This window comes from Bacillus hominis (genome assembly GCF_030348325.1).
GTDB lineage: Bacteria > Bacillota > Bacilli > Bacillales > Bacillaceae_G > Bacillus_A > Bacillus_A hominis.
In genome coordinates this window covers 1,033,016-1,054,636 of sequence record NZ_JAUCFS010000005.1, presented here as the reverse complement: position 1 = coordinate 1,054,636, position 21,621 = coordinate 1,033,016, and the positions used below count along the sequence as shown (strand labels likewise).

Annotated in this window: 20 protein-coding genes and 1 pseudogene; 5 read left to right on the top strand and 16 right to left on the bottom strand. The window is 37.0% G+C overall.

Features of this window, described 5'->3' with window-relative positions:
* Positions 1 to 9: 9 nt before the first annotated feature.
* The gene (locus tag QUF93_RS07705) at positions 10 to 2,376 is read right to left on the bottom strand and encodes a DUF6359 domain-containing protein (protein ID WP_289358367.1); all 2,367 of its coding nucleotides are present in this window, start codon (positions 2,374 to 2,376) and stop codon (positions 10 to 12) included.
* 243 nt (positions 2,377 to 2,619) lie between these two features.
* On the opposite strand from QUF93_RS07705, the gene QUF93_RS07700 reads away from it, so the two are divergent.
* Complete coding sequence (locus QUF93_RS07700; protein ID WP_289358366.1) at positions 2,620 to 3,969, top strand: DUF4026 domain-containing protein; 1,350 nt, start codon at positions 2,620 to 2,622, stop codon at positions 3,967 to 3,969.
* Between the two features lie 64 nt (positions 3,970 to 4,033).
* Here the strand turns inward: QUF93_RS07700 and hemY are convergent, their stop codons facing one another.
* The 4 genes from hemY to QUF93_RS07680 all read right to left on the bottom strand — a co-directional run bounded on the left by hemY (position 4,034) and on the right by QUF93_RS07680 (position 9,778).
* Positions 4,034 to 5,455, bottom strand: a complete 1,422-nt coding sequence (hemY, locus tag QUF93_RS07695) for a protoporphyrinogen oxidase (RefSeq protein WP_289358365.1) — start codon at positions 5,453 to 5,455, stop codon at positions 4,034 to 4,036.
* 19 nt (positions 5,456 to 5,474) lie between these two features.
* A complete protein-coding gene (gene hemH / locus QUF93_RS07690) occupies positions 5,475 to 6,410 on the bottom strand; it encodes a ferrochelatase (protein ID WP_289375251.1) in 936 nt (311 codons plus the stop codon).
* A gap of 14 nt (positions 6,411 to 6,424) precedes the next feature.
* Positions 6,425 to 7,471 (bottom strand): uroporphyrinogen decarboxylase, encoded by a 1,047-nt coding sequence (hemE, locus tag QUF93_RS07685; protein WP_289358363.1) that lies wholly within the window; start codon positions 7,469 to 7,471, stop codon positions 6,425 to 6,427.
* A gap of 189 nt (positions 7,472 to 7,660) precedes the next feature.
* Positions 7,661 to 9,778 (bottom strand): transglycosylase domain-containing protein, encoded by a 2,118-nt coding sequence (locus QUF93_RS07680; protein WP_289358362.1) that lies wholly within the window; start codon positions 9,776 to 9,778, stop codon positions 7,661 to 7,663.
* 127 nt (positions 9,779 to 9,905) lie between these two features.
* On the opposite strand from QUF93_RS07680, the gene hmoB reads away from it, so the two are divergent.
* Positions 9,906 to 10,403 (top strand): heme-degrading monooxygenase HmoB, encoded by a 498-nt coding sequence (hmoB, locus tag QUF93_RS07675; protein WP_002116825.1) that lies wholly within the window; start codon positions 9,906 to 9,908, stop codon positions 10,401 to 10,403.
* 60 nt (positions 10,404 to 10,463) lie between these two features.
* On the opposite strand, the gene QUF93_RS07670 is transcribed toward hmoB, so the two are convergent.
* The 3 genes from QUF93_RS07670 to QUF93_RS07660 all read right to left on the bottom strand — a co-directional run bounded on the left by QUF93_RS07670 (position 10,464) and on the right by QUF93_RS07660 (position 13,136).
* Positions 10,464 to 11,879 (bottom strand): PH domain-containing protein, encoded by a 1,416-nt coding sequence (locus QUF93_RS07670; protein WP_289375249.1) that lies wholly within the window; start codon positions 11,877 to 11,879, stop codon positions 10,464 to 10,466.
* Positions 11,872 to 12,348, bottom strand: a complete 477-nt coding sequence (locus tag QUF93_RS07665) for a PH domain-containing protein (RefSeq protein ID WP_212936700.1) — start codon at positions 12,346 to 12,348, stop codon at positions 11,872 to 11,874. The genes QUF93_RS07670 and QUF93_RS07665 overlap by 8 nt, the downstream gene beginning before the upstream one ends.
* Before the next feature lie 113 nt (positions 12,349 to 12,461).
* Positions 12,462 to 13,136: a hypothetical protein gene (locus QUF93_RS07660; protein WP_289358360.1), complete on the bottom strand. Its 675-nt coding sequence runs from the start codon at positions 13,134 to 13,136 to the stop codon at positions 12,462 to 12,464.
* Between the two features lie 241 nt (positions 13,137 to 13,377).
* Here QUF93_RS07660 and QUF93_RS07655 point away from each other — a divergent pair, with 241 nt between their 5' ends.
* Complete coding sequence (locus QUF93_RS07655) at positions 13,378 to 13,761, top strand: hypothetical protein (RefSeq protein ID WP_289358359.1); 384 nt, start codon at positions 13,378 to 13,380, stop codon at positions 13,759 to 13,761.
* A 73-nt stretch (positions 13,762 to 13,834) separates the two neighbouring features.
* Here QUF93_RS07655 and QUF93_RS07650 read toward each other — a convergent pair whose 3' ends face one another.
* The 5 genes from QUF93_RS07650 to QUF93_RS07630 form a co-directional block, all read right to left on the bottom strand.
* On the bottom strand, positions 13,835 to 14,101 hold the full coding sequence (locus tag QUF93_RS07650) for a CPCC family cysteine-rich protein (protein WP_289358358.1): 267 nt from the start codon (positions 14,099 to 14,101) through the stop codon (positions 13,835 to 13,837).
* A 120-nt stretch (positions 14,102 to 14,221) separates the two neighbouring features.
* Positions 14,222 to 14,875, bottom strand: coding sequence for a DUF975 family protein (locus QUF93_RS07645; protein ID WP_289358357.1), 654 nt, complete (start codon positions 14,873 to 14,875; stop codon positions 14,222 to 14,224).
* A 202-nt stretch (positions 14,876 to 15,077) separates the two neighbouring features.
* Positions 15,078 to 16,529 carry a PH domain-containing protein gene (locus tag QUF93_RS07640; RefSeq protein WP_289358356.1) on the bottom strand — a complete coding sequence of 484 codons (1,452 nt, stop codon included), beginning with the start codon at positions 16,527 to 16,529 and terminating at the stop codon, positions 15,078 to 15,080.
* Positions 16,522 to 16,998 carry a PH domain-containing protein gene (locus QUF93_RS07635; RefSeq protein WP_088077895.1) on the bottom strand — a complete coding sequence of 159 codons (477 nt, stop codon included), beginning with the start codon at positions 16,996 to 16,998 and terminating at the stop codon, positions 16,522 to 16,524. Before QUF93_RS07635 ends, QUF93_RS07640 begins: the two co-directional genes overlap by 8 nt.
* Positions 16,999 to 17,399: 401 nt before the next feature.
* Positions 17,400 to 17,981, bottom strand: coding sequence for a TetR/AcrR family transcriptional regulator (locus QUF93_RS07630; protein ID WP_289358355.1), 582 nt, complete (start codon positions 17,979 to 17,981; stop codon positions 17,400 to 17,402).
* A gap of 156 nt (positions 17,982 to 18,137) precedes the next feature.
* Here QUF93_RS07630 and QUF93_RS07625 point away from each other — a divergent pair, with 156 nt between their 5' ends.
* Positions 18,138 to 18,272 carry a YjcZ family sporulation protein gene (locus tag QUF93_RS07625; RefSeq protein WP_289358354.1) on the top strand — a complete coding sequence of 45 codons (135 nt, stop codon included), beginning with the start codon at positions 18,138 to 18,140 and terminating at the stop codon, positions 18,270 to 18,272.
* 117 nt (positions 18,273 to 18,389) lie between these two features.
* Here the strand turns inward: QUF93_RS07625 and QUF93_RS07620 are convergent, their stop codons facing one another.
* From QUF93_RS07620 to QUF93_RS07610, 3 genes are read right to left on the bottom strand one after another with little or no spacing between them, the layout of a single operon-like run.
* Positions 18,390 to 19,091: a LutC/YkgG family protein gene (locus QUF93_RS07620; RefSeq protein WP_289358353.1), complete on the bottom strand. Its 702-nt coding sequence runs from the start codon at positions 19,089 to 19,091 to the stop codon at positions 18,390 to 18,392.
* Positions 19,072 to 20,502 (bottom strand): LutB/LldF family L-lactate oxidation iron-sulfur protein, encoded by a 1,431-nt coding sequence (locus QUF93_RS07615; protein ID WP_289358352.1) that lies wholly within the window; start codon positions 20,500 to 20,502, stop codon positions 19,072 to 19,074. Before QUF93_RS07615 ends, QUF93_RS07620 begins: the two co-directional genes overlap by 20 nt.
* 15 nt (positions 20,503 to 20,517) lie before the next feature.
* Complete coding sequence (locus tag QUF93_RS07610) at positions 20,518 to 21,243, bottom strand: (Fe-S)-binding protein (RefSeq protein WP_002116791.1); 726 nt, start codon at positions 21,241 to 21,243, stop codon at positions 20,518 to 20,520.
* A 239-nt stretch (positions 21,244 to 21,482) separates the two neighbouring features.
* Between QUF93_RS07610 and QUF93_RS07605 the strand changes: the two are divergent.
* A pseudogene (locus QUF93_RS07605) lies at positions 21,483 to 21,605 on the top strand (NupC/NupG family nucleoside CNT transporter); the annotation flags it as partial.
* Positions 21,606 to 21,621 lie beyond the last annotated feature (16 nt).

Below are 21,621 nucleotides of genomic sequence, written 5' to 3'. Positions count from 1 at the left end.
TCCCCCACTTTAAGAAGCCTTCTTCAAATCAATTTGAGCAAGTACTGGATCGTGGTCACTTACACGCCCGTGCTCTTTCATAATGTTTGAGTTTAAGTGTACTGGGTCTACAATTGTGTGCGGTGCGATGTTATTTGTTACTAAAATATGATCTAACACTTGTGCGTTACCTTCATGAATGTACGTGTAACGATTCTCTTTCGGCACTGTGTTTAACATATCTTTTAATATCGTTCCCTCTAGTGCCTCCAGTGGTTTAGAGAATTCGAAATCGTTCATATCACCTAATACAACAACCGGTGCATTCGTATTCTTTTTCTGAATACCTTGTACGAAATGATTCACTTCTTGTGCTAATTGAACTCGTTTTTCTTCACTCTTTAATACGAGCGGTTGTACTTTTCCAAATGGCGTTGCATCTCCTATTTTTGAGTTTAAGTGATTTGCAACGACAACAACATTTTGTCCTTGGAACGTAAATTCTGCCGCTAACGGTTTACGTGTACTTTCAAATAAAGGATTTTCGTCTCCAATACGAACTACATTTTTATCTAGTAACTTTGGTACTGTCGCTAATTTCACACGTGATGGGTTATAGAAGAAACCGACGCGAATGTTCGCTCCTGGTGCTCCTCCGTCTTGATTGTTGCTTGGCGCAATTTCTACATACTCATACTTCGGCCCACGAATTTCTAATACAGCATCAATAATACGTTTTGCACTTAAAGAAGCATCTGTTGTACCATCATTAATTGATCCATTATTATCTTGCATTTCCTCTACACCGATAATATCGGGCATCTTTAAGTTGTATTTAATAGAATAAGCTAATGCTTTTACTTTTTCATCTGTTGTTTCTTTTTTGTTCGCTGAGAAGTTTTCAATATTATATGTAGCAACTGTTAATTTATCAAGACGCGGCTGAATATTTGCCCCTACTTGCTTAAACCCACCGTCTACTACAGATGGTAATTCTGTTACTGGCGAAATACGGAACGAACCGTAATCATATCCTACTACGCCTGTTATATTACCAGTGAACGTATCTCCTACTTTCGCGACATAATCACGAGGTACTTTTACAGAAAGACGCTCTGGGTTTAATTGCTCTTTATCTAATAGCGGTGTGCCATACTTCGTTATAACTTTATCCCCACCATTTTTTACTGTTACATATAAGTTACCATTTTTCTGAGGAGCGATAATTTTTGGTGTTGGCATCGTAACGCGCATGCCTTCTACACTCTCATAAAAATCAATTGCATCTTCGTTCGGATCAAATAGACCAAATCCATCATTATCAATAATTTGATCTGGGATTTTCACTCCGTTTTCTCCTAATACAATCGCTTCTGGTAAAGTTTGATCTTTTGCGATTACAGCAACGCGACTCGCTTTAATTTCTGTCGTCGTTAAGTCTGTTTCAAATCGTTCTGCATATCCAGGCCCAACATATTCTTCTACTGCTCCATCAACTTGGACAAGGTCTCCTACCGCTACATTCGCATCTTTTTTGTATACGTACATACCTTCTGAAGTAGCTGGATCATTATCCGGCTGATTATCTTCTACATAAAAACCGTTTTTATCAAGCGCTGTGACAACGCCTTCCACATTGTTTACTTTCTTCCCATTGTAAGGAGAAATATGTGATTTTCCTTGAATATCATGAATACGAACTGATTCATTGCTTACGATAATAAATGAAAATGTCGAAACTGCTGAAGAAGTAAGCCCTTCTTTTTCTGCGATTGCTTTCACTACACTATTTTCATTCACTACAATTTGTCCGTTATAACGAACACTTTTATTTGTAGGATTAGAGCCATCTAACGTATAGTAGATTGTCGCTCCTTCTGTATTCGTTGTTAATGTTACCGCTGTCCCTTTTGCAACTTCCCCGCCGCCAGGTGAAGCCACTACATCGCTAACGCGGTTTTGTTCTTCTCCTTGAAACTTATGAGCTGTTACTGATTTTAAACCAGGACTACCGAAATATAACTCAAGCGTCCCAGTTAAACTAACTTTCTTCCCGATATTTTCAGGGTGATCTTTCACGTTTACAGCCGATCTCACATCGCCTTTGGGCAACTGAACAGGCATAATCTTATCTGGATTCGTTTCGTTTGGCGAATCGGCAATTGCTACGTTTGTGTCGTCAAACTTAGCCGGATCCTTCGTGTACTTAGAAGGGCCTTGCGTATATCCAACGATATATCCTTCCACGATCCCCTTCGTTTTCCCTTGCTGCTTAAATACTTGAATTGCTTTTTCTACTGACATAGAAGTAGTTTCTTCTGCTTGTACTAAAGTTCCAGTAAATGAAAGCAATAGTATGAATGATAAAAAGACACTTAACAATTTCTTCACAGCCATTTTCCTCTCCCTATTTCATATTTTCTCAGCATTTCTATCATATCAAATGATTCGTTATATAGAACGTTATTTCGACAAGTTTTACAAAAAATTTATTTAATTTACAAGCTTTCAAACTATAATACAAAATAATAATTTTACAGCTTCTACGAATGCGCTCTATAATGTCAGAGAGAGAAAACAGAAAATACCGAATTTTTTATTGATATGTAAAATGTATTCATTTGAATTGGAGTTGATTGGATGGAAGTACAAACGGAAACATACCGTGCAGCTATGAATGGAACATTAGAACGTCATTTTTCAGATATGATTGCTGTTATACCAACTAGAATTACAATTGATCAGCTAAAACAGCGGCTAGAAACTATCTCTACTAAAGTTGATGAATTAAAAATTGTTTATAGTGATGAGACAAGCCTTATTGTTGAGTTACATATGGATGAAAAAGTCATACCGTATGAACTGCATATTGATGAAACGAATGATCCAGAAGAATATAAAATGTACAATAGACAAGATTCCACAATAGTAGACCGTACTTTTGAAGATACGGCTTTCGGCACTGAAATTTTCACTCGTACGCTATTTGTAGGCGATGTACTGGACTGCTTTTTCCAGCAGGTACAATTTTTATGGCACCTCGCACCAGATTTGTTATTTGTAATCGATTCAAGTGCAGCAATGAAAGTGATATCTAGAAACTATATTGAATATCACGTTGAAAATGAATTGTTACCTGACATTCCTGACTTATACGTTATTCATTCCGTTTATGAAGATGATAAAGAAGGCGAGCCTACGCAATATTGGTTTCATACACACGGCCTTTTAAGAGCAGGCGTAACTGAAATAGAATTAATTATTCCAAATCGCATTTCTTCCTACTACGGCATTGGCGATCTTTTTCAAACATTTGCTAATAATGCCGTTGAGAATGGCCAAGTCCCAATGAATGAGCCTATCGTTATCGCACATAGTCAGCAAGGTTCCATACATACAGTAGCTGTTCCATGGGAAAAAGGTTTATCTTATATTGGACGTAAAACGAGTATGGATCAATTATCTTCAATTGAGGATGAAGAAGTGAAACTACAGCCAATAGATGCACAAAACGTATTCCTCGGCGGGATGGATGACCGAGATGAATACCATCAATCTCCATCTGTTCTCTTATTCCAATATAATACTTCCGGAGAATATATAGAAAGCTTTTTCAAAGAACACGAAGAAACTACAGGGCTCATGTTCTATAAAACAAATAGTGAAACGGCTCGTATGGCTTATAATGCAAAAAATACTTTCGGGTATTTCAGCAACATTTTTCAAATTGAACAATCAAATGAAGATTTCCGTTTCCTCGCTAAGTTTGGTGTCTCTTACGAAGAAGGGAAAAGTGAACATATGTGGTTTGAAATGCAAGACCTTACGGAAGATCTCATTCAAGGAATACTCATTAATGAACCGTATTTTATAGAAGAGATGCATGAAGGGAATTCTTATCATTTAGATTTTGACAACTTAACAGAGTGGGTTATTTATGCGGGAGATGCGGTTATAAAACCAAATAACTTATATATGTTTATTGGTTAATAAGTATTTCATATAATAAAAAAAGCGCCTTCAATATAATTGAAGGCGTTTCGTTTGAAATATTTTAATGTGCAACTAACTCAGTTTCCGCTACCTTCTCTAAATGAAATACTACCCGCTTTGCCGCTAACTCACCTTGCTCAATACAAGCCGGAAGACCAGAACCAGCGTAAGAACTACCTGCCAAATACACACCTGGCAATTCTTTCTCCATAAATGTTGTGAGCTTCTTCATTCGCTCTTTATGACCTACTGTATATTGAGGCATCGCTTCTTTCCATCGGCTTACAATTGTAAACTCTGGATCCTCTGTAATATCCATTGTCTTTTGTAAATCCTCTAATACGAGCTGCACAATTTCTTCGTCAGTTTGTTCAACAATCGCTTCATCACCTGGGCGTCCGACGTAACAGCGAAGAAGCGCTTTTCCTTCTGGCGTTGTATGTGGCCATTTCTTATGTGTCCACGTACACGCTGTAATCGTGTAATCACTATTTCTTGATACGACAAATCCCGTACCATCAATATCACGCTGAATTGCAAACTTTGGGAAAGCAAGTGCCACGTTTGCAACTGATGTGGACGGAATGTTGCGGAAGAAACGAAACTGCTTGTACTGGGCAAACATAGATGGCAATACTTTGTGCGAGGCTGCCATAACGATCGCATCTGCTTCGATTTCTTTTCCGTTACTAAGTGTAATCGTATAACCGTCAGCAAGCTTCGCAACTTTTTCAATGCGCGTTCCCTTCATTACCGTACCTTCGTGAATCTTCGCTTCAAGAGATTCTACTATAGATTCTAAACCGGTTTTCACCGTTTGGAAGATTCCTTTTTTCGGCTTAGCTTTCTCTTCTTTCGGAGCGAGCGTACGCATGCCAAGCGAAATACTGCGATGTTTTTGCTCAATTTGATATAACTGCGGGAATGTAGACATTAAGCTCATTTCATCAATATCCCCAGCATACACACCAGATAATAATGGTTCTATTAAGTTTTCAACCACTTCGTTTCCGAGGCGATGTCTGAAAAACTGTCCGAGTGATTGGTCAGATACTGGCTTTGATCTAGGCATTAACAGATCAAAACCAGCTCTTAATTTACCAATCGGGGAGAACAAGCCGGAAAATAGAAACGGAGTAATTTGCGTTGGAATTCCCATCATTGATCCGCTCGGCATTTTATGTAACCGATTATTTACGAGAACGAATGATTGACCGGTCGTATTCTCTACAATTTCATCACCAAGGCCTAATTCTCTCGCTAATTTAGCTGCGCTTTCTTTTCTCGCTAAGAAAGAATCTGGTCCGCGTTCAATTGTAAATCCATCTTTTCGAACGGTTTGAATTTTCCCGCCAAGTTTACCCGATGCTTCTATAAGTAATGTATCTATCGGCAAGTTCTTGTCATGAATTTCTTTTTGTAAGTGATACATTGCTGTTAATCCTGTGATGCCACCGCCGATGATTACAACTTTTTTCCTCAAGCAGGCTCCCCCTTTCTTCTTACATTACAGATTCTTTTTTCTTTAATACAACATCTGTTAAGCAATCAATAAATGCGTCCGATGCATTTGGCATTTCTGGACGATAATATTTCGCGCCAATTTCATCTGTCACAACTTTACACTCAAAGTCGTTGTCATATAAAACTTCTAAATGTTCCGCAACAAATCCAACTGGTGCATATACGAATGAACTGTATCCATACTTTTCATTTAGTTCTCTCGTTAAATCTTGTACATCTGGACCAATCCAAGGATCTGGCGTGTTTCCTGCACTTTGCCAGCCAACTGCATAGTTTGCTACTTCAGCGCCCCTTGCAATATAATCCGCTGTTTCGTTTAATTGATCTGGATATGGATCGCCCATTGCAATAATTTTCTCTGGTAAGCTATGAGCAGATACGATTAATACTGCTTTTTCACGTTCTGCTTCTGACATACCGTTATATATACCTTTCACTGCATCAACCCAGTACTGGATGAATTTCGGTTCTTTATACCAGCTATCAATGCCATGAATTGTTAAGTTTCCAAGTTTCTCAGCTTCTTCTTGTGCTCGTCCTACATACGATTTCACGCTAAATGTAGAATAGTGCGGCGCAAGAACAAGTGCGATTGCATCTTGTATTCCGTCGTTATGCATAGCTTGTACTGCATCTTCGATGAACGGTTCGATATGTTTTAAGCCAAGATACATATGGTACTCTACTTCATCTTGCATTTCATTTAAACGCGTCTCTAATTTTTTAGCTTGCTCTAATGTAATAGCAGCTAAAGGAGAAATACCACCAATTGCACGGTAACGCTCTGTTAAATCTTCTAGCATTTCAGGACTTGGCTTTCTTCCTCTGCGAATATGTGTATAGTAACGTTCAATATCTTCTTCTTTATATGGCGTTCCGTATGCCATTACAAGCAAACCAATTTTCTTTTTCATACAGCAATTCTCCTTTACTTCGCTAACTGTTCTTTAGAGTACTCATGAATAAATGTAGTTAAGCGTTTTAATGTATCTGGATTTACTTCTGGGAATACACCGTGACCTAAGTTAAATACGTAACCAGGCTGCTTCATCCCTTGATCTAAAATACCTTTTACATGTTCTTCAATAACAGACCATGGTGCTAGTAAGAATGAAGGATCCATATTTCCTTGTACCGCCTTATGAACGCCACGTGCGCGTGCTTCTTCAATCGGTAAGCGCCAATCTAAACCTACTACATCAAGCGGTAAGTCGTGCCATTCATTCACTAAATGTGCAGCACCTACGCCGTGCATAATCATTGGAACACCCATCGGTCGAACTTCTGCAAAAATACGCTCCATCGCTGGTTTAATAAATATACGGTAATCCGCTACATTTACTGTTCCAACCCAAGAATCGAAAATTTGAACAGCTTTTGCTCCTGCGTTAATTTGCGCTTTTAAATATGTAATAACCATATCTGCAAGCTTATCCATTAATGCGAACCAAGCTTTCGGCTCTGCATACATGAATGCTTTCGTATTATGGTAGTTACGAGAAGGACCGCCTTCAATCATATAGCTCGCTAACGTAAATGGAGCTCCTGAAAAACCGATTAACGGTACATCTAACATTTCTGTCGTTAATAAACGAATTGTATCTAGTATGTACGGTACGTCATCTTCTGGATTGATTTCCCCTAATTTTTCTACGTCTTGTAAAGAACGGATTGGATTATCGATTACTGGGCCAATACCAGATTTAATTTCAACATCAACACCAATTGCAGGTAGTGGTGACATAATATCTTTATAAAGAATTGCTGCATCTACGTTATATTGATCAACTGGCAACTTTGTAACGTAAGCGCATAACTCTGGATTATGTGTAATTTCAAATAAAGAATATTTCTCTTTTATCTTTCTATATTCCGGCTGTGAACGACCTGCTTGACGCATATACCATGCTGGTACATACTCTGTACGTTCCCCCCTACATGCTTTTAAAAATGTCTCATTTATATTTCTAACCAAGACCCTAGCTCCCTTCCCTACCAATGCTTTTGCTTTAAATACGTTCTATTCCGATATTTATCTTTTTTTACTATACAGCTTGTAAAAACAAAATGCATAACATTATGTACGTTGTTCATGAAATTGACACAAACATTCGTAAAACCGTTTACTATTTTCACAACATTCTTATTATAGCACAGAGAAAAACTACGGTTTAGCTACTTTTGACTTTTCTCCCTCGCGGTTCGTTTGTGTGTTATATGGCACAACGTAAAAACTCGATTTTGAGAATATATTAACAAACTTTTCCTCATATTCTCCAGCACCTGTTACAGTACCTACATGCGTATGAATTCCGTTTTCCACTCTATAAATGCGATACATAATTCTTTCATCTGGAAGTGGTGTCCAACTTAATTTTGTTTTAAATAAACCGAAAGGACTAAACGATAGTTTCATTTTTACATCTTCAATCTTGCGTAAACGAATTGGAGCACCAATCGTTTCCACACCTTCTGGCTGCATAAACTTTTCTTTCTGTTCTACATTTGCCCTCGTTAAAATTTTCTTAAATAACTTCGTAGCAGATGCACTTTCTCCTTGTAATTGGTGCTCATTATCTGTGCGATCATAGCCGACCCAAACTGCCCCCACTAAATTCGGCGTATATCCAACAAACCACATATCCCTTGCTCCATTATCATCATTTGGCAATGAAGTTGTACCCGTTTTTCCAGCCAACGCACCGTTATATACACCTACTTTGGCTGTCCCTTCCTTCACAACTCCTTCTAACATTTTTGTCATATACCATGCCGTTTGTTTCGAGAAAATTTTCGTCTCTACTTTTGGCGATTCCCCAATGACTGCGCCGTGTCTATTTAACACCTTATCAATAACGTGCGGCTCAATAATATTTCCGTTTGCTAAAAATGCACGATACATTTTTACAAGATCAAATGTTGAAACGCCATTTTTCAGCCCACCAAGCGCTGTACTTAAACCAGCGTCCGCAATATGAACATTGCCTTTCTCTAAATATTGCTTGCCTTCTTCTACTCCTAACTCATTTAATAAAGAAACTGCCGGTACGTTTGCTGACTCTAAAATTGCATCATACATCGTCATTTCTTTCGTATATTGACGATTGTAATTTCGAGGTTCATAACCTTCAAAAGAAGCTTTTTCATTTGTTAATAACGAATACGGATTATACTTTTTCGTTTCTAATGCTGGCGCATACACGAGAAGTGGTTTTAAAACAGAGCCCGGCTGTCTTTTTGCAAAAACACGATTAAATCCTCTCGGGACATACTTTCTTCCGCCAATCGCAGCTTTAATCCCGCCCGTACGATTATCCATTAATAAAAATGCTCCTTGTGCCCCCTCTTCTTTACCAGGGAAATTCCTTGCATCTTGAAACTGGTTATACGCTACCTTTTGAATCTTTTCATCCATCGGTACGACAAACGTATATCCCCCGCGAAGTACTTCTTGATGAGACAATCCGTATAAACGAGCTGCTTCATCTATGACCATATCAATATACGGCATATATGCGAGCTCATTCTCATCTAAGTTTTTATATAGAGCAATTGTCTTTCCTTGATAACGAACGCTTTCTTCTGCAGTCAAATAGCCCTGTTTATGCATAAGTGACAATACAAGATCACGGCGCTCCTTACTCTTCTCTGGAGAGAAATACGGTGAATATCCGTTTGGTGACTTCGGAAGACCTGCGAGCATTGCCCCTTCTTCTACTGTTAAATCCTCAACATTTTTATTAAAATACAACTTTGCTGCCGCTTGAATACCGTAAGCCCCATGACCAAAATAAATATGATTCATATACATTTCAAGAATTTGCTGCTTCGTATATTTTTGCTCTAGTTGAAGGGAAATTGCGACTTCCTTCAATTTGCGCGTAAATGTTTTTTCACGAGTTAAAAAGACATTTTTAGCGAGTTGCTGCGTAATGGTACTACCGCCCTCTACCTTTTCACCAGCTAACGTATCTTTATAGAGAGCCCTGAATATAGATGGATAATCAATTCCCTGATGCTCATAAAAACGAGAATCTTCCACCGCAACAAACGCCTGCTGCACATACTTCGGAATTTGCTCGACTGGCACGAGTTCTCTATTTTCTACGTATAATTTCGTAATTTCTTTTCCTTTCTGGTCAACAATACGTGATGAAGAATGGAAAACGAGCTGCTTTTCATCCATCATATAGCCACCAGTTAACACAATAAGTTTATAAAGTACAATTGCTAATACAAACGTTGCTAACCCACCTAATAAAGTCCACTTTACTTTCTTCATACATCGGCCTTCTTTCCAAATGATGGTACATTTATTATTTGAAAAAGAATTATCTTTATGTATATAATCTTCGAAGTTTTTTAAGAGAATTGATATAATAGAAACAAACTATAAAGGGGGCATTAAAATGAAGGCTATTATTTCATACGAAACACCTTTAGAACAAGCACATTTCACTGCAAAAAATAACGAAAAAGATATGTTTTATAAAGAAAATACTGAAGAATCTGTAGAATCTGCACTTCAGTATGACGTACTAGACGCTGTTGGCGAATTTAAAGGACAACCTGGCTACATCGTTTGTAACAACATTTCTGTAACAGACGAAGGTCGCCCTGTATTTGAAAACCGTTTTAAAAACCGTGCAGGCCTAATTGAAAACGAACCAGGATTCCAAGCGATCCGCGTTCTTCGCCCATTAAGTAACGATACATATGTCATCTTAACAATGTGGGAAACAGAGCAAAACTTTAAAGACTGGACAGAATCACGTTCATTCGAAAATGCTCATAAAAAACGCCCTGCACAAACAGAGGGACAAGCTCCGGCGCATCCACATGCGGAAGGGCAAAAAAGCATTTTCTCTCGTCCATCTTTTGTGACTACTTTTGATGTGTTAGTTTAGAAGTTCGCAACAATTGGTACGTGAGATTATATCGACCGTACGACAAAAAAGGAAACACCATTACACAATGGTGTTTCCTTTTTCTTTATACCAATTATATATGCGAAGTGCATCTTCTTTACGCATATGCTTTACTTCATAACCGTGCCCCGCTACCGATGCGGCAGCTGTACATAACTCGTCTTTCTTTTGAAAATACGATTGATTGTACCCGACTACTTGCACATGCCTTCTACGCATGATTCCTGTATATTTCGCAAGACGACGGTACACCATCGTTAATTGATTTTCTTTCATCATATAACCGCCGCTTGTATACCGGGCGTACGCAAGTATTGTAAATACAATAAATAGCGGTATAAGAGTGAACAATGCGGTATGTTGTTTAAAATATATACTCGCACCAACAATTGGCACAGCGAGCACCGCACTTGTAATCCAGCCCATGATGATATAACGGCGTAATGCGACTTTTGGTAAATGGACGATTTCCTCTTCCATTTCATACGGAAACTGCAAATAAGTAAGTAACTGCTGTACATCTTTTTTCTTCATAAAAGGATGTAACATCACTTCATTCCCAGCGGATTCTATACTTTGAATGACTTCCACCTCGACAGAGCAATAACCGAAAGGCTGACGGAGAATACCTTCTTTTACAGTAATCGCTTGAATGCGGTGTAGTTTTAAGACAAACTCTTTCTTATCAAATAACCCTTGAACGATGCGAATTTCATTTCCTTTTCGCTCAATTTTAAAGTTCGCATATTTTAACGCATAGCCGGCTGTAGAAATGACCCATGAAACCGCCATTAAAATCGCGGCCATAACGATTAATTCATATACACCGTTATCTATCACATACGCTTCCACCTTATTAATGAGCCATTTTGGAAGAAATTCATTAAACTCTGAGTAAATAAGAAGTAGTCCAGAAAATACTAACCCGAATCTACCAGATGTAATGGCTGCGAATAAAATTTCTTTCGTTGTTAACTGGTACACCGTCTTACTTTCTTCTGCTGCGGGCTCTTCTTCAGTCACAACGCTTCTTTCTTTATGTAATAAAGCAATTAGTTTCTTCGCTTCCTCTTCTTTAATACCTGCTAACATCACTTCTGGTTCAGTACCGCCGCCCGCTACTTCTATATTTAACTTCGTAAGTCCAAGTATTTGATAAATAACGTTAGAAGACGTACTAATATTTTGCACACGGTCTTTATTTAAGTAGCTTTCTTTCTTAACGAACACACCATGTTTTATATGTACAATATTATTTTCAACCCAGTACACTTTAAAATACCATTTTACAGCTGAAAAAATAGCCATAATAGTTAAAAGGAACAATAAAACAAAATAAAATAAATACCACGGTTCATTCTCGTCTGAACGAAATAGAACAAGAAAAATAAAAGGCAACAAACTCGCAATTCTAATTCCTAATAATATCGTGATTGGATGTTGCCTCTTATACATCCTCATCACTCACTTTCGCAAGTTCTCCAATTTGTCTTTTCAACTGCTCTGCTTCTTCTTTCGTTAAGCCTGGAATACTATGAGAAGTTGCCGCTGTTGAAATATGTAATTCTGCTAAATTATACTTTCTCATAATTGGTCCTTGTTCAATCGTTACGTGCTGCACACGAATCATCGGAATAAGCACGCGCTTTACAACGAACATTCCCTTTTGAATCTCAATCTCTTCTTCATTTAATCTGTAACTATAATAACGTTGACGTAAATTTGGAAACACAAAATAATCTAGTGGAATAAATGTAATAGCGCCTGCTACTAACAATCCAAACAACCAGCCCCACCAGTTAAAGTTAATCATAAAAAAGAAATACGCAATTACGACTGCAAGTATAACCACTGCCCCAATTAAAGCGTGAATTCTCCACACTTTCAGCATATTAGCATGAATCTCCCTTTCTAACGGCTGCATCTCATCACTCCAATTATATGAATTTACTAATTATATATTAGTTGTTATATACAGTTTTGTAAAATTATAGTTATTACATCATATCGAGCATTTCTTCTATAATAACTTTATTATTAAATATAAATTTCTTCTTTCCAACTACTGGATTTTGATTTGACCACAATTAAATTTTCACTTTCCCATTTTAATGTGCCTAAAAATCTTGAATACACCATTTCGTTACCTACCTCTTCCACCAATAATTGATCGCGAATCTTTAAACCCTTTTCGTCATACACCTCACATCGTAGTTGGAAACCTTTGACGCGATGAATCCCTTTTAATATCGCTATCTTCTTACGGCTTGGGCTTTTTTTAGGTGTCTTTCCTACTAAAAATATCCCTTCATAGTTTTGTTTCACAATTTCTCCTAAAGACTTTTCGACATACTCTCTAACAATAGATGGTGAGAGAGTAGAGTTTACTTCAAGTCCGGGGATAACATATTGACGTATCAATTTACAAAACTCGTTGTATTTCTCTTCAACTGAATCAAGTGTTAAAAATCCCATAAAATCATAAGGAACATCTACATGAATTTCCCCTAAAGATCTATTCACGTTATATGAAATATCAGTGTTTTCATTAGCTAAACAGTAAACAGTAACTTGCTCAATCTCTCCTAATCCCATCTCAAAATCGCTAATTGCCTTTGAAAAAATTAACTCAAAAATCCTAATTTCATGCACACGCAAATAATGTTTTTTAGGGCGTTGTTTTTTCCAATCATAAAACTTTACTTCGAGCACTATAATTCACTCCTTTTAATAAAAAACACTATAAAAATAGTGTAATCCTACAATATCATAGCCTCACACATCAATTATATTAAAAATAAAGCTAGTTTTTTATAATTTTTTTGATATAATTACATACGGGAAAAGGGAAGAATTTTGTCTTCCCTTGTGTTTTTATTTGCATCTAGTTCTTTTGCTAGATGCTTTTTTTATATCATTTTACATAACTTCTTATAGTAAGAGGATGATTCTATTGAAAAAATTCATAATTAGTTATTTAACATGCTTACTAGTTTTCTCTGTCATTGTAAATATTTTGCAGTATACACGAGTTCCCAATTTTGCAGATTCATGGGGACCAATTTGGGTATCAATCATTATGTATATTATCCTTGGCAGTATCCCCGTTCTTATCGGTTGTTTATTAGGTGAATTTTGTTATAGAAAAATAAAAAGAAGTCACGAATTAAAAATTGGAATTCCTATATTTATACTGTTAGGCATTTCCTACAATCATTTATTTTTTACGTGGTTTAATGACAGAGATTTTCTATCCTTTAATTTAGAAGCCTTTTTTGAAACCGGCCTTCCTATTACTTTATCATCTTTATTGTTTTACCTTATAAGACGGCGTTAATTCTTTCATCACTACATAAAAAATGTTATTACTCTTGTTGAATTGAGTAATAACATTTTTGTTTATACACTACTTAACAAATTTGCTTCCAACTAGCATCCTTCACATCTTCACTAGCCGGCTTTCTAACTGATCCAACAAAACATTCCTCGCAAGCACCAAACGCAATGAAATTTTTCTGCGCTTGTCTTAACGAAACTTCATTTGCCCCGCCTTCATAGTCATGATCTTTAAACTGAACAGGATCATCTTCCCAAAAACATATGTTACAAATTTCATATGTACCTGGTGGTTCTTCTTCTAATGTTTTATATCCGCAGCATGGACAAGTGTATTTCATTATTTTACTCCTTTTATTTTTACTAAACATAATTATAGCTATGTATTAGGTAAAGCTCTCAATAAAAATTAAACCACCTACCCCCTAAAGAATATAGAGAATAGATGGCTTGATTTTCTATTAGAAAGTAGTACCTTCTTTTTTATGATATTCTCTTGAAATCTCTCCATAAAATGCTGCGGATGTCGCGTAAAAATAAGGTGCTAACCATAAGAAACCGATTCCTATAGTAAGAATACTTAAAATGAACCAGCCAAGGAAGCTTAAGCATAGTAAAAAGTAATCCATTTTATGCCCATCCATCATACGACGACTTTCAGTAATTGCTTGATTTGCTGTGTATTCTGGATGATCATTCAAAATAAAATACGTCATAGAATAAGAAAATGATTTAATAATACCCGGGATAATGAGAAGTAATGTCCATAGAATTAAGTACACATACATTAGTAAATATGTTAAAAATGCCTTCATAAACTTACTTCCATCGCTAAACCATCTAAATAAATGACCAATACTAGTATTAGTCCCACGAATTACATTTAAAACAAGATAATAGGCTCCTACTGTTAACGGACCGATAATAAGCATTACAATAATACTTACTGTAAGCGAAGCACTTGCTTCTTCCCAACCCCAAAACATCGAGAAAACACCTGTAATTAGAAGTTCAACAGCTCCAATAAGGATTCCAATTAATAAGGTTGCCCCTACCGCGAATCCCCACTTACCTTTTAATGCATAAAGTGCTTCTCTTTTCAACTGACTTATCATATATAACCTCCTACTAATATTTCTATATTAGTATACCATTTATATCAAAAATTTCACAAATTCCCCTGAAATAGAAGGGAACTACCTTTTTTTCTGATACGTATTGAGAAATATGAGCTGTATTTGCACCAATATATAAATTAAACTACTCATTTCTCTATAACAAAAAAGCCTGCCTTTCATACTAGGCAAGCCATTTCATTTAATCTTCACTTATTCTTTTCTTATACCAATCCTGCATTCTCTCCGCATCTTCTACTCTCGTATGCTCTAGTTTATAATTCGATGATGCACTAGAAAAATTATACGTACATAAATCCGCTCGGCGCTGGAAATATGATTGTGTTTTTTCAATTGATTGGACGTGTCTTCTTCTGACAAGTCCTGTATGTTTTCCAATACTACGATGTACAATTGTAATTTGCTCTCCATTTACACTGTAACCATTTGTTTTAAATGTTGCGTATCCAAGTGTAAAGATGAGGATTGCAAGCGGTAATAATGCCCACATGATGTAATACTTTTCAAAGTATATGCTTATTCCCGTAAGCGGGATTGCTAGCATTGCGAAGAAGATGAAACTATCAATTAAGTAACGGCGCAATGCCGCTTTTGGTAATGATGTAATGTTTGCATTCAGTTCATATGGTAATTGTAAATGAGCGAGTAACTGTTGCACGCGATCTTTTCGAATAATCGGATGCAGTGTAACTTTGTCTTTCTCTTCTCCCATTCCCTTACTTTGAATGACTTCTACTTGCACAGCACAATAACCGAATGGCTGACGTAAAATACTTTCTTTTATCATAATACCTTGAATACGGTGCAATTTTAGTACAAGTTCTTTCTTTTCAAGCAAACCTTGAGAAATACGAACTTCGTCGTTCTTTCGATTTACTTTGAAATCCCCATGTTTTAACGCATAACCAATTGTAGATATAATCCAAGAAACGACTAGTAAAATAGCTACCATGTAAATCCAGCCATATATATCATGGTCCATTACATAAGATTCTACGCTATTTTTGATCCATTTCGGAATGTACTCGTCCACTTGGTTATAAACGAAAAATATTAAAGAGAATAATAATCCAAACTGACCAGATGTAACAGACGCTAATAAAATTTCTTTCCAAGTTAATTTGTATTCTGTCGCTTGTTTTTCCTCTGTAATGATTTCTTTTTCTACTGCATGTTCTGCTGATTCGTCTAACGCTTCTTCTGCTTTCACTTCTGGAGTTGGCTCATTTAGTAAGGAAATAAGCTCCTTCGCCTCATCTTCTGTAATACCAGCTAGGCTCACTTCGGCATCATCGCCTCCGCCAGCTGTTTCGATTTGAATTTTCTTTAAACCGAGCATTTGATACAACACGTTAGAACTTGTATTAATCGTTTGAACACGTTCTTTATTTAAGTAGCTCTCCTTTTTCACAAAGAGCCCTTGTTTCACATGTAATACGTTATTTTCAACCCAGTATGTTGTGTAATACCATTTTTCAAACGCTGAAAAAATAGTGAGTAAACCGAATCCAGCGGGGATTAAATACCAAAATGGGAACTTTCCGTTTAAACTAAACATGAAAATAATTAGTGGTATAAAGTCTGTTATTTTTAATTCTAATAACATCGTGATTGGATGCTGTCTCTTATACATCCTCATCACTCACTTTCGCTAATTCTGCGATTCTCGTTTTTAGCATTTCTGCTTCATACATCGTTAAGCCTGGAATACTATGAGAAGTTGCTGCTGTTGAAATATGTAATTCTGCTAATCCATGTTTTCTCATAATTGGTCCTTGCTCAATCGTAACGTGCTGCACACGGATCATCGGTACTAATACACGTTTTACAACGAAAAGACCGTGCTGAATTTCAAGCTCTTCTTCATTTAGTTGGTAGCTGTAATAACGCTGACGCAATTTCGGAAACGTAAAGTAATCAAACGGCGTATATACAATTGTTAATCCGATGAGCACATAGAAAATCCAAGCCCACCAATTAAACTTAATCATAAAGAAAAGATATGCCAAAATGACTATAATACTAATTCCTAGCTCAATTAAGGAACGCGTTTTCCACACCTTGACCATGTCAGGGTGAATTTCATTTTTCAATGGATCCATGTAACCACTCCAAATCTAGTAATCTAATATATGAATACTCTTAATCTACATTTTACATAACTTTACAAAAAATTGAAATTTAATTATCTTTCTTCTCAGAAATAAAATATCCGAACCAAAGTAGCCAAACTAAACTAATTAATGCTAGCCAACCTTTATCGCCTTGAAAGGCATCAATCATACCTGGAATTTTATAAATCCCAATAAAGTGAAACTTTAATCAGAGGGGGTTTTGTCCATCCCCCACTGATTATTAGTTGAACCAATCGGGCATTTACGGACAGTTATCTCTCACCTAACTTCCTCGCATTCGCCGAATTTTGAGGTGGGAGTCTTACTGCCCGCAAATAGCGGGACAAATCCAAGAAAACCGAGCCACCAGTTTTTTTGCATTTTCACGCTTACTCCTCCTTCATGACGTTTTTCACATTTTGAATCCAAATTTCTTTATACTTTAACTGGAATCCTATTAGTATGTAATTACTCATATTATCAATAACGAGCGCTAACGTATGAGCATTCTCCTCTGTTGCATGTTGTGACACAACACCAAGTTCCACACCTTGCTTCAATAAATCGTGGAATCCATTTAAGAAATCTTCTTGTATTTCAAATAAGCGTTTCTGATACTTTTCATTTCGCGTCGCCGTTACGATGAATTCATTTATAACGCGTAATATGCCTTCTTGACCTCTATACTCCGACAACATATGTAAACCATCTGCAATTAACTTTTCTTCAAAGTTTTCTTTCGTATATTGGCCTTTATCGAAGTAACCCACGAATCGATATCCAGAAAAAATCTCTTCAAATAAAAAATCAACTAACGCTTCTTTAGACGGAAAATGATAATAAATAGCTGGCTTTGATATGCCTACTTCTTTCGCAATCATGGAAAGACTCATCTTCTCAATACCGTGCTCTGCCATTAATTTAAATGATGCCTCTACAATGTTCTGCGATGTTTGTAAATTCTTTGTCATACTGTACCTCACTTGTTTTTACTTACCGGTCGGTAAATAAATTGTAAAATGAAACGGAATGATTTGCAAGTTAATCATAGTTTCAAAAGGACTTTCTTGCTAAATCTAGAAAAATATAAAGAAAAAACAACGTATAACAATGGGGAGGAAATTCATATGGGATATGGCGGTAAAGGTGGTAGTGGCGGTGGTGAAGATGGACAAGCTGGTAAGAGTGGATTTCCATTCATCATTGTACTCTTTATCGTATTGATTATCGCTGGAGCTAGCTATAGCGGACTTGGCTTCTAAGAAAAGATTAAGCAGTTCTCAACTTAGCCAGGCAAACAAAATAGAAAGCCCTAGTTATATGTAACAGCTAGTGCTTTCTATTTTGTTTGCTTCATCTCTATTTATAACTCGAAATCATTATTGATCATCCACAATAATATAAGCTGTTCTAATTGGCCCATGTACACCTACGACAAGGTTCATTTCAATATCAGCGCTATTTGACGGACCAGAAACGAAATTCACACAAGCCGGCAGTTTTTCTCCTGCTTCATTTTGGTCATGAATACGTTTTGTAGCATGGGTTAATCTTGGTACAATCGTACTTTTAGGAACAATTGCAATATATGACTCCGGAAGAAGACTCACATGCCTTCCTTTTAACCCGTCATTAAATAGTACAACGGTTCCTGATTCTGCCAAAGTCATATCACTGAACGTAATGCCAAGGTCAGCAGCTTTCGCAAATGCTATGTCCTCTTCTTTATGGTCTAATCCCCATGTGCGAAATTGTGTTGTGCCTTCATTTTTGAAAAATGGAGTAAGACCATATTCATTAAAGCGCTCATCATTCGCACACATCGCAGATTTGATATTCCATTCTTGTATAAAAGACCCTAATGTTTCAACAAGATTTTCCTTTGTTGTTCGCTTCACTTCTGTATGAATCACTTCGCAGTGCTCCATTAACTGTAAGACAAGTTCATCTTGCGAAAGTCCGTCAAAAACATTCCACTGCGGGGAAACAGACCATGTCGGTTTTTTCACTGCTTCTGGACGTTTCCTACCAAGCTTTTCTGATAATTGGAGTAAAAATTCCTCACGATTTTGGATGGCCATCATCGTTCTCCTTTACGTGTTTTTCAAACCACTTTCGAAACGGTTGTTTGTTCGGAACTGGAAAATCTCTCGCATCCGTCCAAGCTTTTAACGGTCCAATACCGTGCTCGATCTTATCCCCTTTTGCAAGAGGTTTTAATGCATACGGAGCGCTCTTCGCAGCAAAAGAAAATAATCTAGGACTCTTCACCACTTTTTCAAAACCTTTCATAGCTACGTTCCAAGCTACAGGTGATTGTTTTTCTTCTACAATGCGGCTGCGGTGTTTAATTAATAAATCGTGTAACGGGATTTTCACTGGACACGCTTCTGTACAAGCACCACAAAGGCTAGACGCATAAGGTAAATCCTTATATTCATCATATCCCCCTAAAAGCGGTGTTAATACAGCTCCAATTGGCCCTGGATAAATAGAGCCGTATGCATGTCCACCAATATGCCGGTATACAGGACACACGTTAATACATGCGGCGCAACGAATGCACTGAAGGACACTTTGGAATTCTGTTCCTACAATATCAGAACGGCCGTTATCAACAATGACTAAATGAAATTCCTCAGGTCCATCTGTCCCGCCAGGCTCAGTTAACCCTGTAATATAACTTGTTAACTTTTGTCCTACAGAACTTCGGCATAGAAGTGTTACTAAAACATCAAGCTCTTCCCATGTCGGAACAATACGTTCCATCCCCATAACTGTAATCAACGTTTTTGGAAGTGTCGTAGTAAGCCTTGCATTTCCTTCGTTTGCTACGATAGAAATGGATCCAGACTCTGCAACAGCGAAGTTACATCCCGTCACCCCTATATCCGCTGCAAAAAAATCATCACGTAAATACGCTCTTACAAACCTCGCCATTTCCGTAGGGTCAGATGTTCCCGTGTAATTTAACTTTGTTTTAAATATTTCACAAATGTGTTCTTTATCCTTGTGAAGACACGGAACAACAATATGTGACGGAGGATCGTGGTCGTTCACTTGTAGAATAAATTCCGCAAGATCTGTTTCTAACACTTCCGCTCCCGCTTCTTCAATCGCTTCATTTAAACTAATCTCTTCCGTTACCATAGATTTTGATTTCACAATTTTTTTTGCATTTTTCTTTTTTACAATCTCTTTTACATATTCTCTTGCGTCTTCTGCAGTCTTTGCAAAATAAACAGAACCACCGTTTTTCTCAATATTTTCACTCAATTGATATAAATAATAGTCTAGGTTTTCTAAAGTATGCTTTCGAATTTCTTCTCCTAAAGCTCGCCATTCTTCCCAGTTTCCAAGACTCTCCGTAGCTTTTAACTTCTTACCTCTAAGACCATCTTGCGCTTTCCTAACAGCTTGCCGCATAAACGGATCACCAATGCCTGTTTTCGTACGCTTATGAAAGGGATCGTTCCCAATTTTCATTCCCATCTCTATATCCCCCTCTTATTTTCGATCTTCATTTAATACTTGAGCAATATGTTTTACATCAATTGGATAACCATTGCGCGTTAAACGTCCTTTTATATTCATTAAGCAGCTACAATCCATCCCAATTAACACTTCCGCACCGGTTTCCATAATATGTTTTACTTTTTCCTCAACCATTTGCTCAGAAATTTCCGGCATTTTCACTGAGAATGTACCCCCAAATCCACAGCAATCATAATTATGCGGCAGTGAAACAACTTCCAGTCCCTTTACACACTTTAATAATTTTTGCGGCGGTTCCTTAATCCCCATTAATCGGCTCATATGACAAGATGTATGAACCGTTGCTTTTTTATGAAGCTCCGCACCTAAATCTTCTTTCCCTAATACTTCAACGAGAAATTGTGTAAATTCATACGTTTTATTCGCAAGTTCCGTCGCTTTTTTCTTCCACTCCGCTTCACTTTCAGAAAATAAGCTAGAAAACTCGTGAACCATCATAGCGCACGAACCCGATGGTGCCACAACATATTCTGAACTAGCAAAGGCTTCAATCATATGTTTTGCAGCTGTTTTTGTTTCTTTCACATACCCGCTATTATAAGCAGGTTGTCCGCAGCAAGTTTGAGTTTTTGGAAAATCAACTTCACACCCTAAATCTTCAAGAATTTCCACAACATCTTTCCCTACTTCTGGATAAAAAACATCTGCAACACAAGTAATAAATATTGATACTTTCATATTTTGCACCCCTAAATACAGTAAAGTAAGCTCAAGTAACTTTATAACTAAATCTGCTTTATCTGTATATTATTGGTAATAAAGTGAAACTTTAATCAGCGGGGTTTTACCGCCCACAAATAGCGGGATAAAATAAAAAATATGAATAGAAATAACAAAAAAGTGATTAAGAACTATCTCAATCACTTTTTCTTATTAAAATATGATACAATCGCAAATCCTAAAACAAATGTAATAATGGAATTTACAATTCTTTATTTGGCGGAGAAAAATCATCAATTGTCGGGAAGAATGTTTGGAAGCTTCTTGTTAGTGATATGGCTGTTTTTATATTAAGTACTTTGTTTGTGGGGGTCTTACTGCCCGCAAATAGCGGGA

Coding starts and splice junctions, on each gene's coding strand:
- QUF93_RS07615 (WP_289358352.1), bottom strand. CDS start 20,502: ATGGGAATGAAAATTGGGAACGATCCCTTTCATAAGCGTACGAAAACA.
- QUF93_RS07645 (WP_289358357.1), bottom strand. CDS start 14,875: ATGATAAGTCAGTTGAAAAGAGAAGCACTTTATGCATTAAAAGGTAAG.
- QUF93_RS07630 (WP_289358355.1), bottom strand. CDS start 17,981: ATGACAAAGAATTTACAAACATCGCAGAACATTGTAGAGGCATCATTT.
- QUF93_RS07610 (WP_002116791.1), bottom strand. CDS start 21,243: ATGAAAGTATCAATATTTATTACTTGTGTTGCAGATGTTTTTTATCCA.
- QUF93_RS07705 (WP_289358367.1), bottom strand. CDS start 2,376: ATGGCTGTGAAGAAATTGTTAAGTGTCTTTTTATCATTCATACTATTG.
- QUF93_RS07670 (WP_289375249.1), bottom strand. CDS start 11,879: ATGTATAAGAGGCAACATCCAATCACGATATTATTAGGAATTAGAATT.
- QUF93_RS07635 (WP_088077895.1), bottom strand. CDS start 16,998: ATGGATCCATTGAAAAATGAAATTCACCCTGACATGGTCAAGGTGTGG.
- QUF93_RS07640 (WP_289358356.1), bottom strand. CDS start 16,529: ATGTATAAGAGACAGCATCCAATCACGATGTTATTAGAATTAAAAATA.
- QUF93_RS07680 (WP_289358362.1), bottom strand. CDS start 9,778: ATGAAGAAAGTAAAGTGGACTTTATTAGGTGGGTTAGCAACGTTTGTA.
- QUF93_RS07625 (WP_289358354.1), top strand. CDS start 18,138: ATGGGATATGGCGGTAAAGGTGGTAGTGGCGGTGGTGAAGATGGACAA.
- hmoB (WP_002116825.1), top strand. CDS start 9,906: ATGAAGGCTATTATTTCATACGAAACACCTTTAGAACAAGCACATTTC.
- QUF93_RS07620 (WP_289358353.1), bottom strand. CDS start 19,091: ATGGCCATCCAAAATCGTGAGGAATTTTTACTCCAATTATCAGAAAAG.
- QUF93_RS07665 (WP_212936700.1), bottom strand. CDS start 12,348: ATGCAGCCGTTAGAAAGGGAGATTCATGCTAATATGCTGAAAGTGTGG.
- QUF93_RS07700 (WP_289358366.1), top strand. CDS start 2,620: ATGGAAGTACAAACGGAAACATACCGTGCAGCTATGAATGGAACATTA.
- QUF93_RS07650 (WP_289358358.1), bottom strand. CDS start 14,101: ATGAAATACACTTGTCCATGCTGCGGATATAAAACATTAGAAGAAGAA.
- hemH (WP_289375251.1), bottom strand. CDS start 6,410: ATGAAAAAGAAAATTGGTTTGCTTGTAATGGCATACGGAACGCCATAT.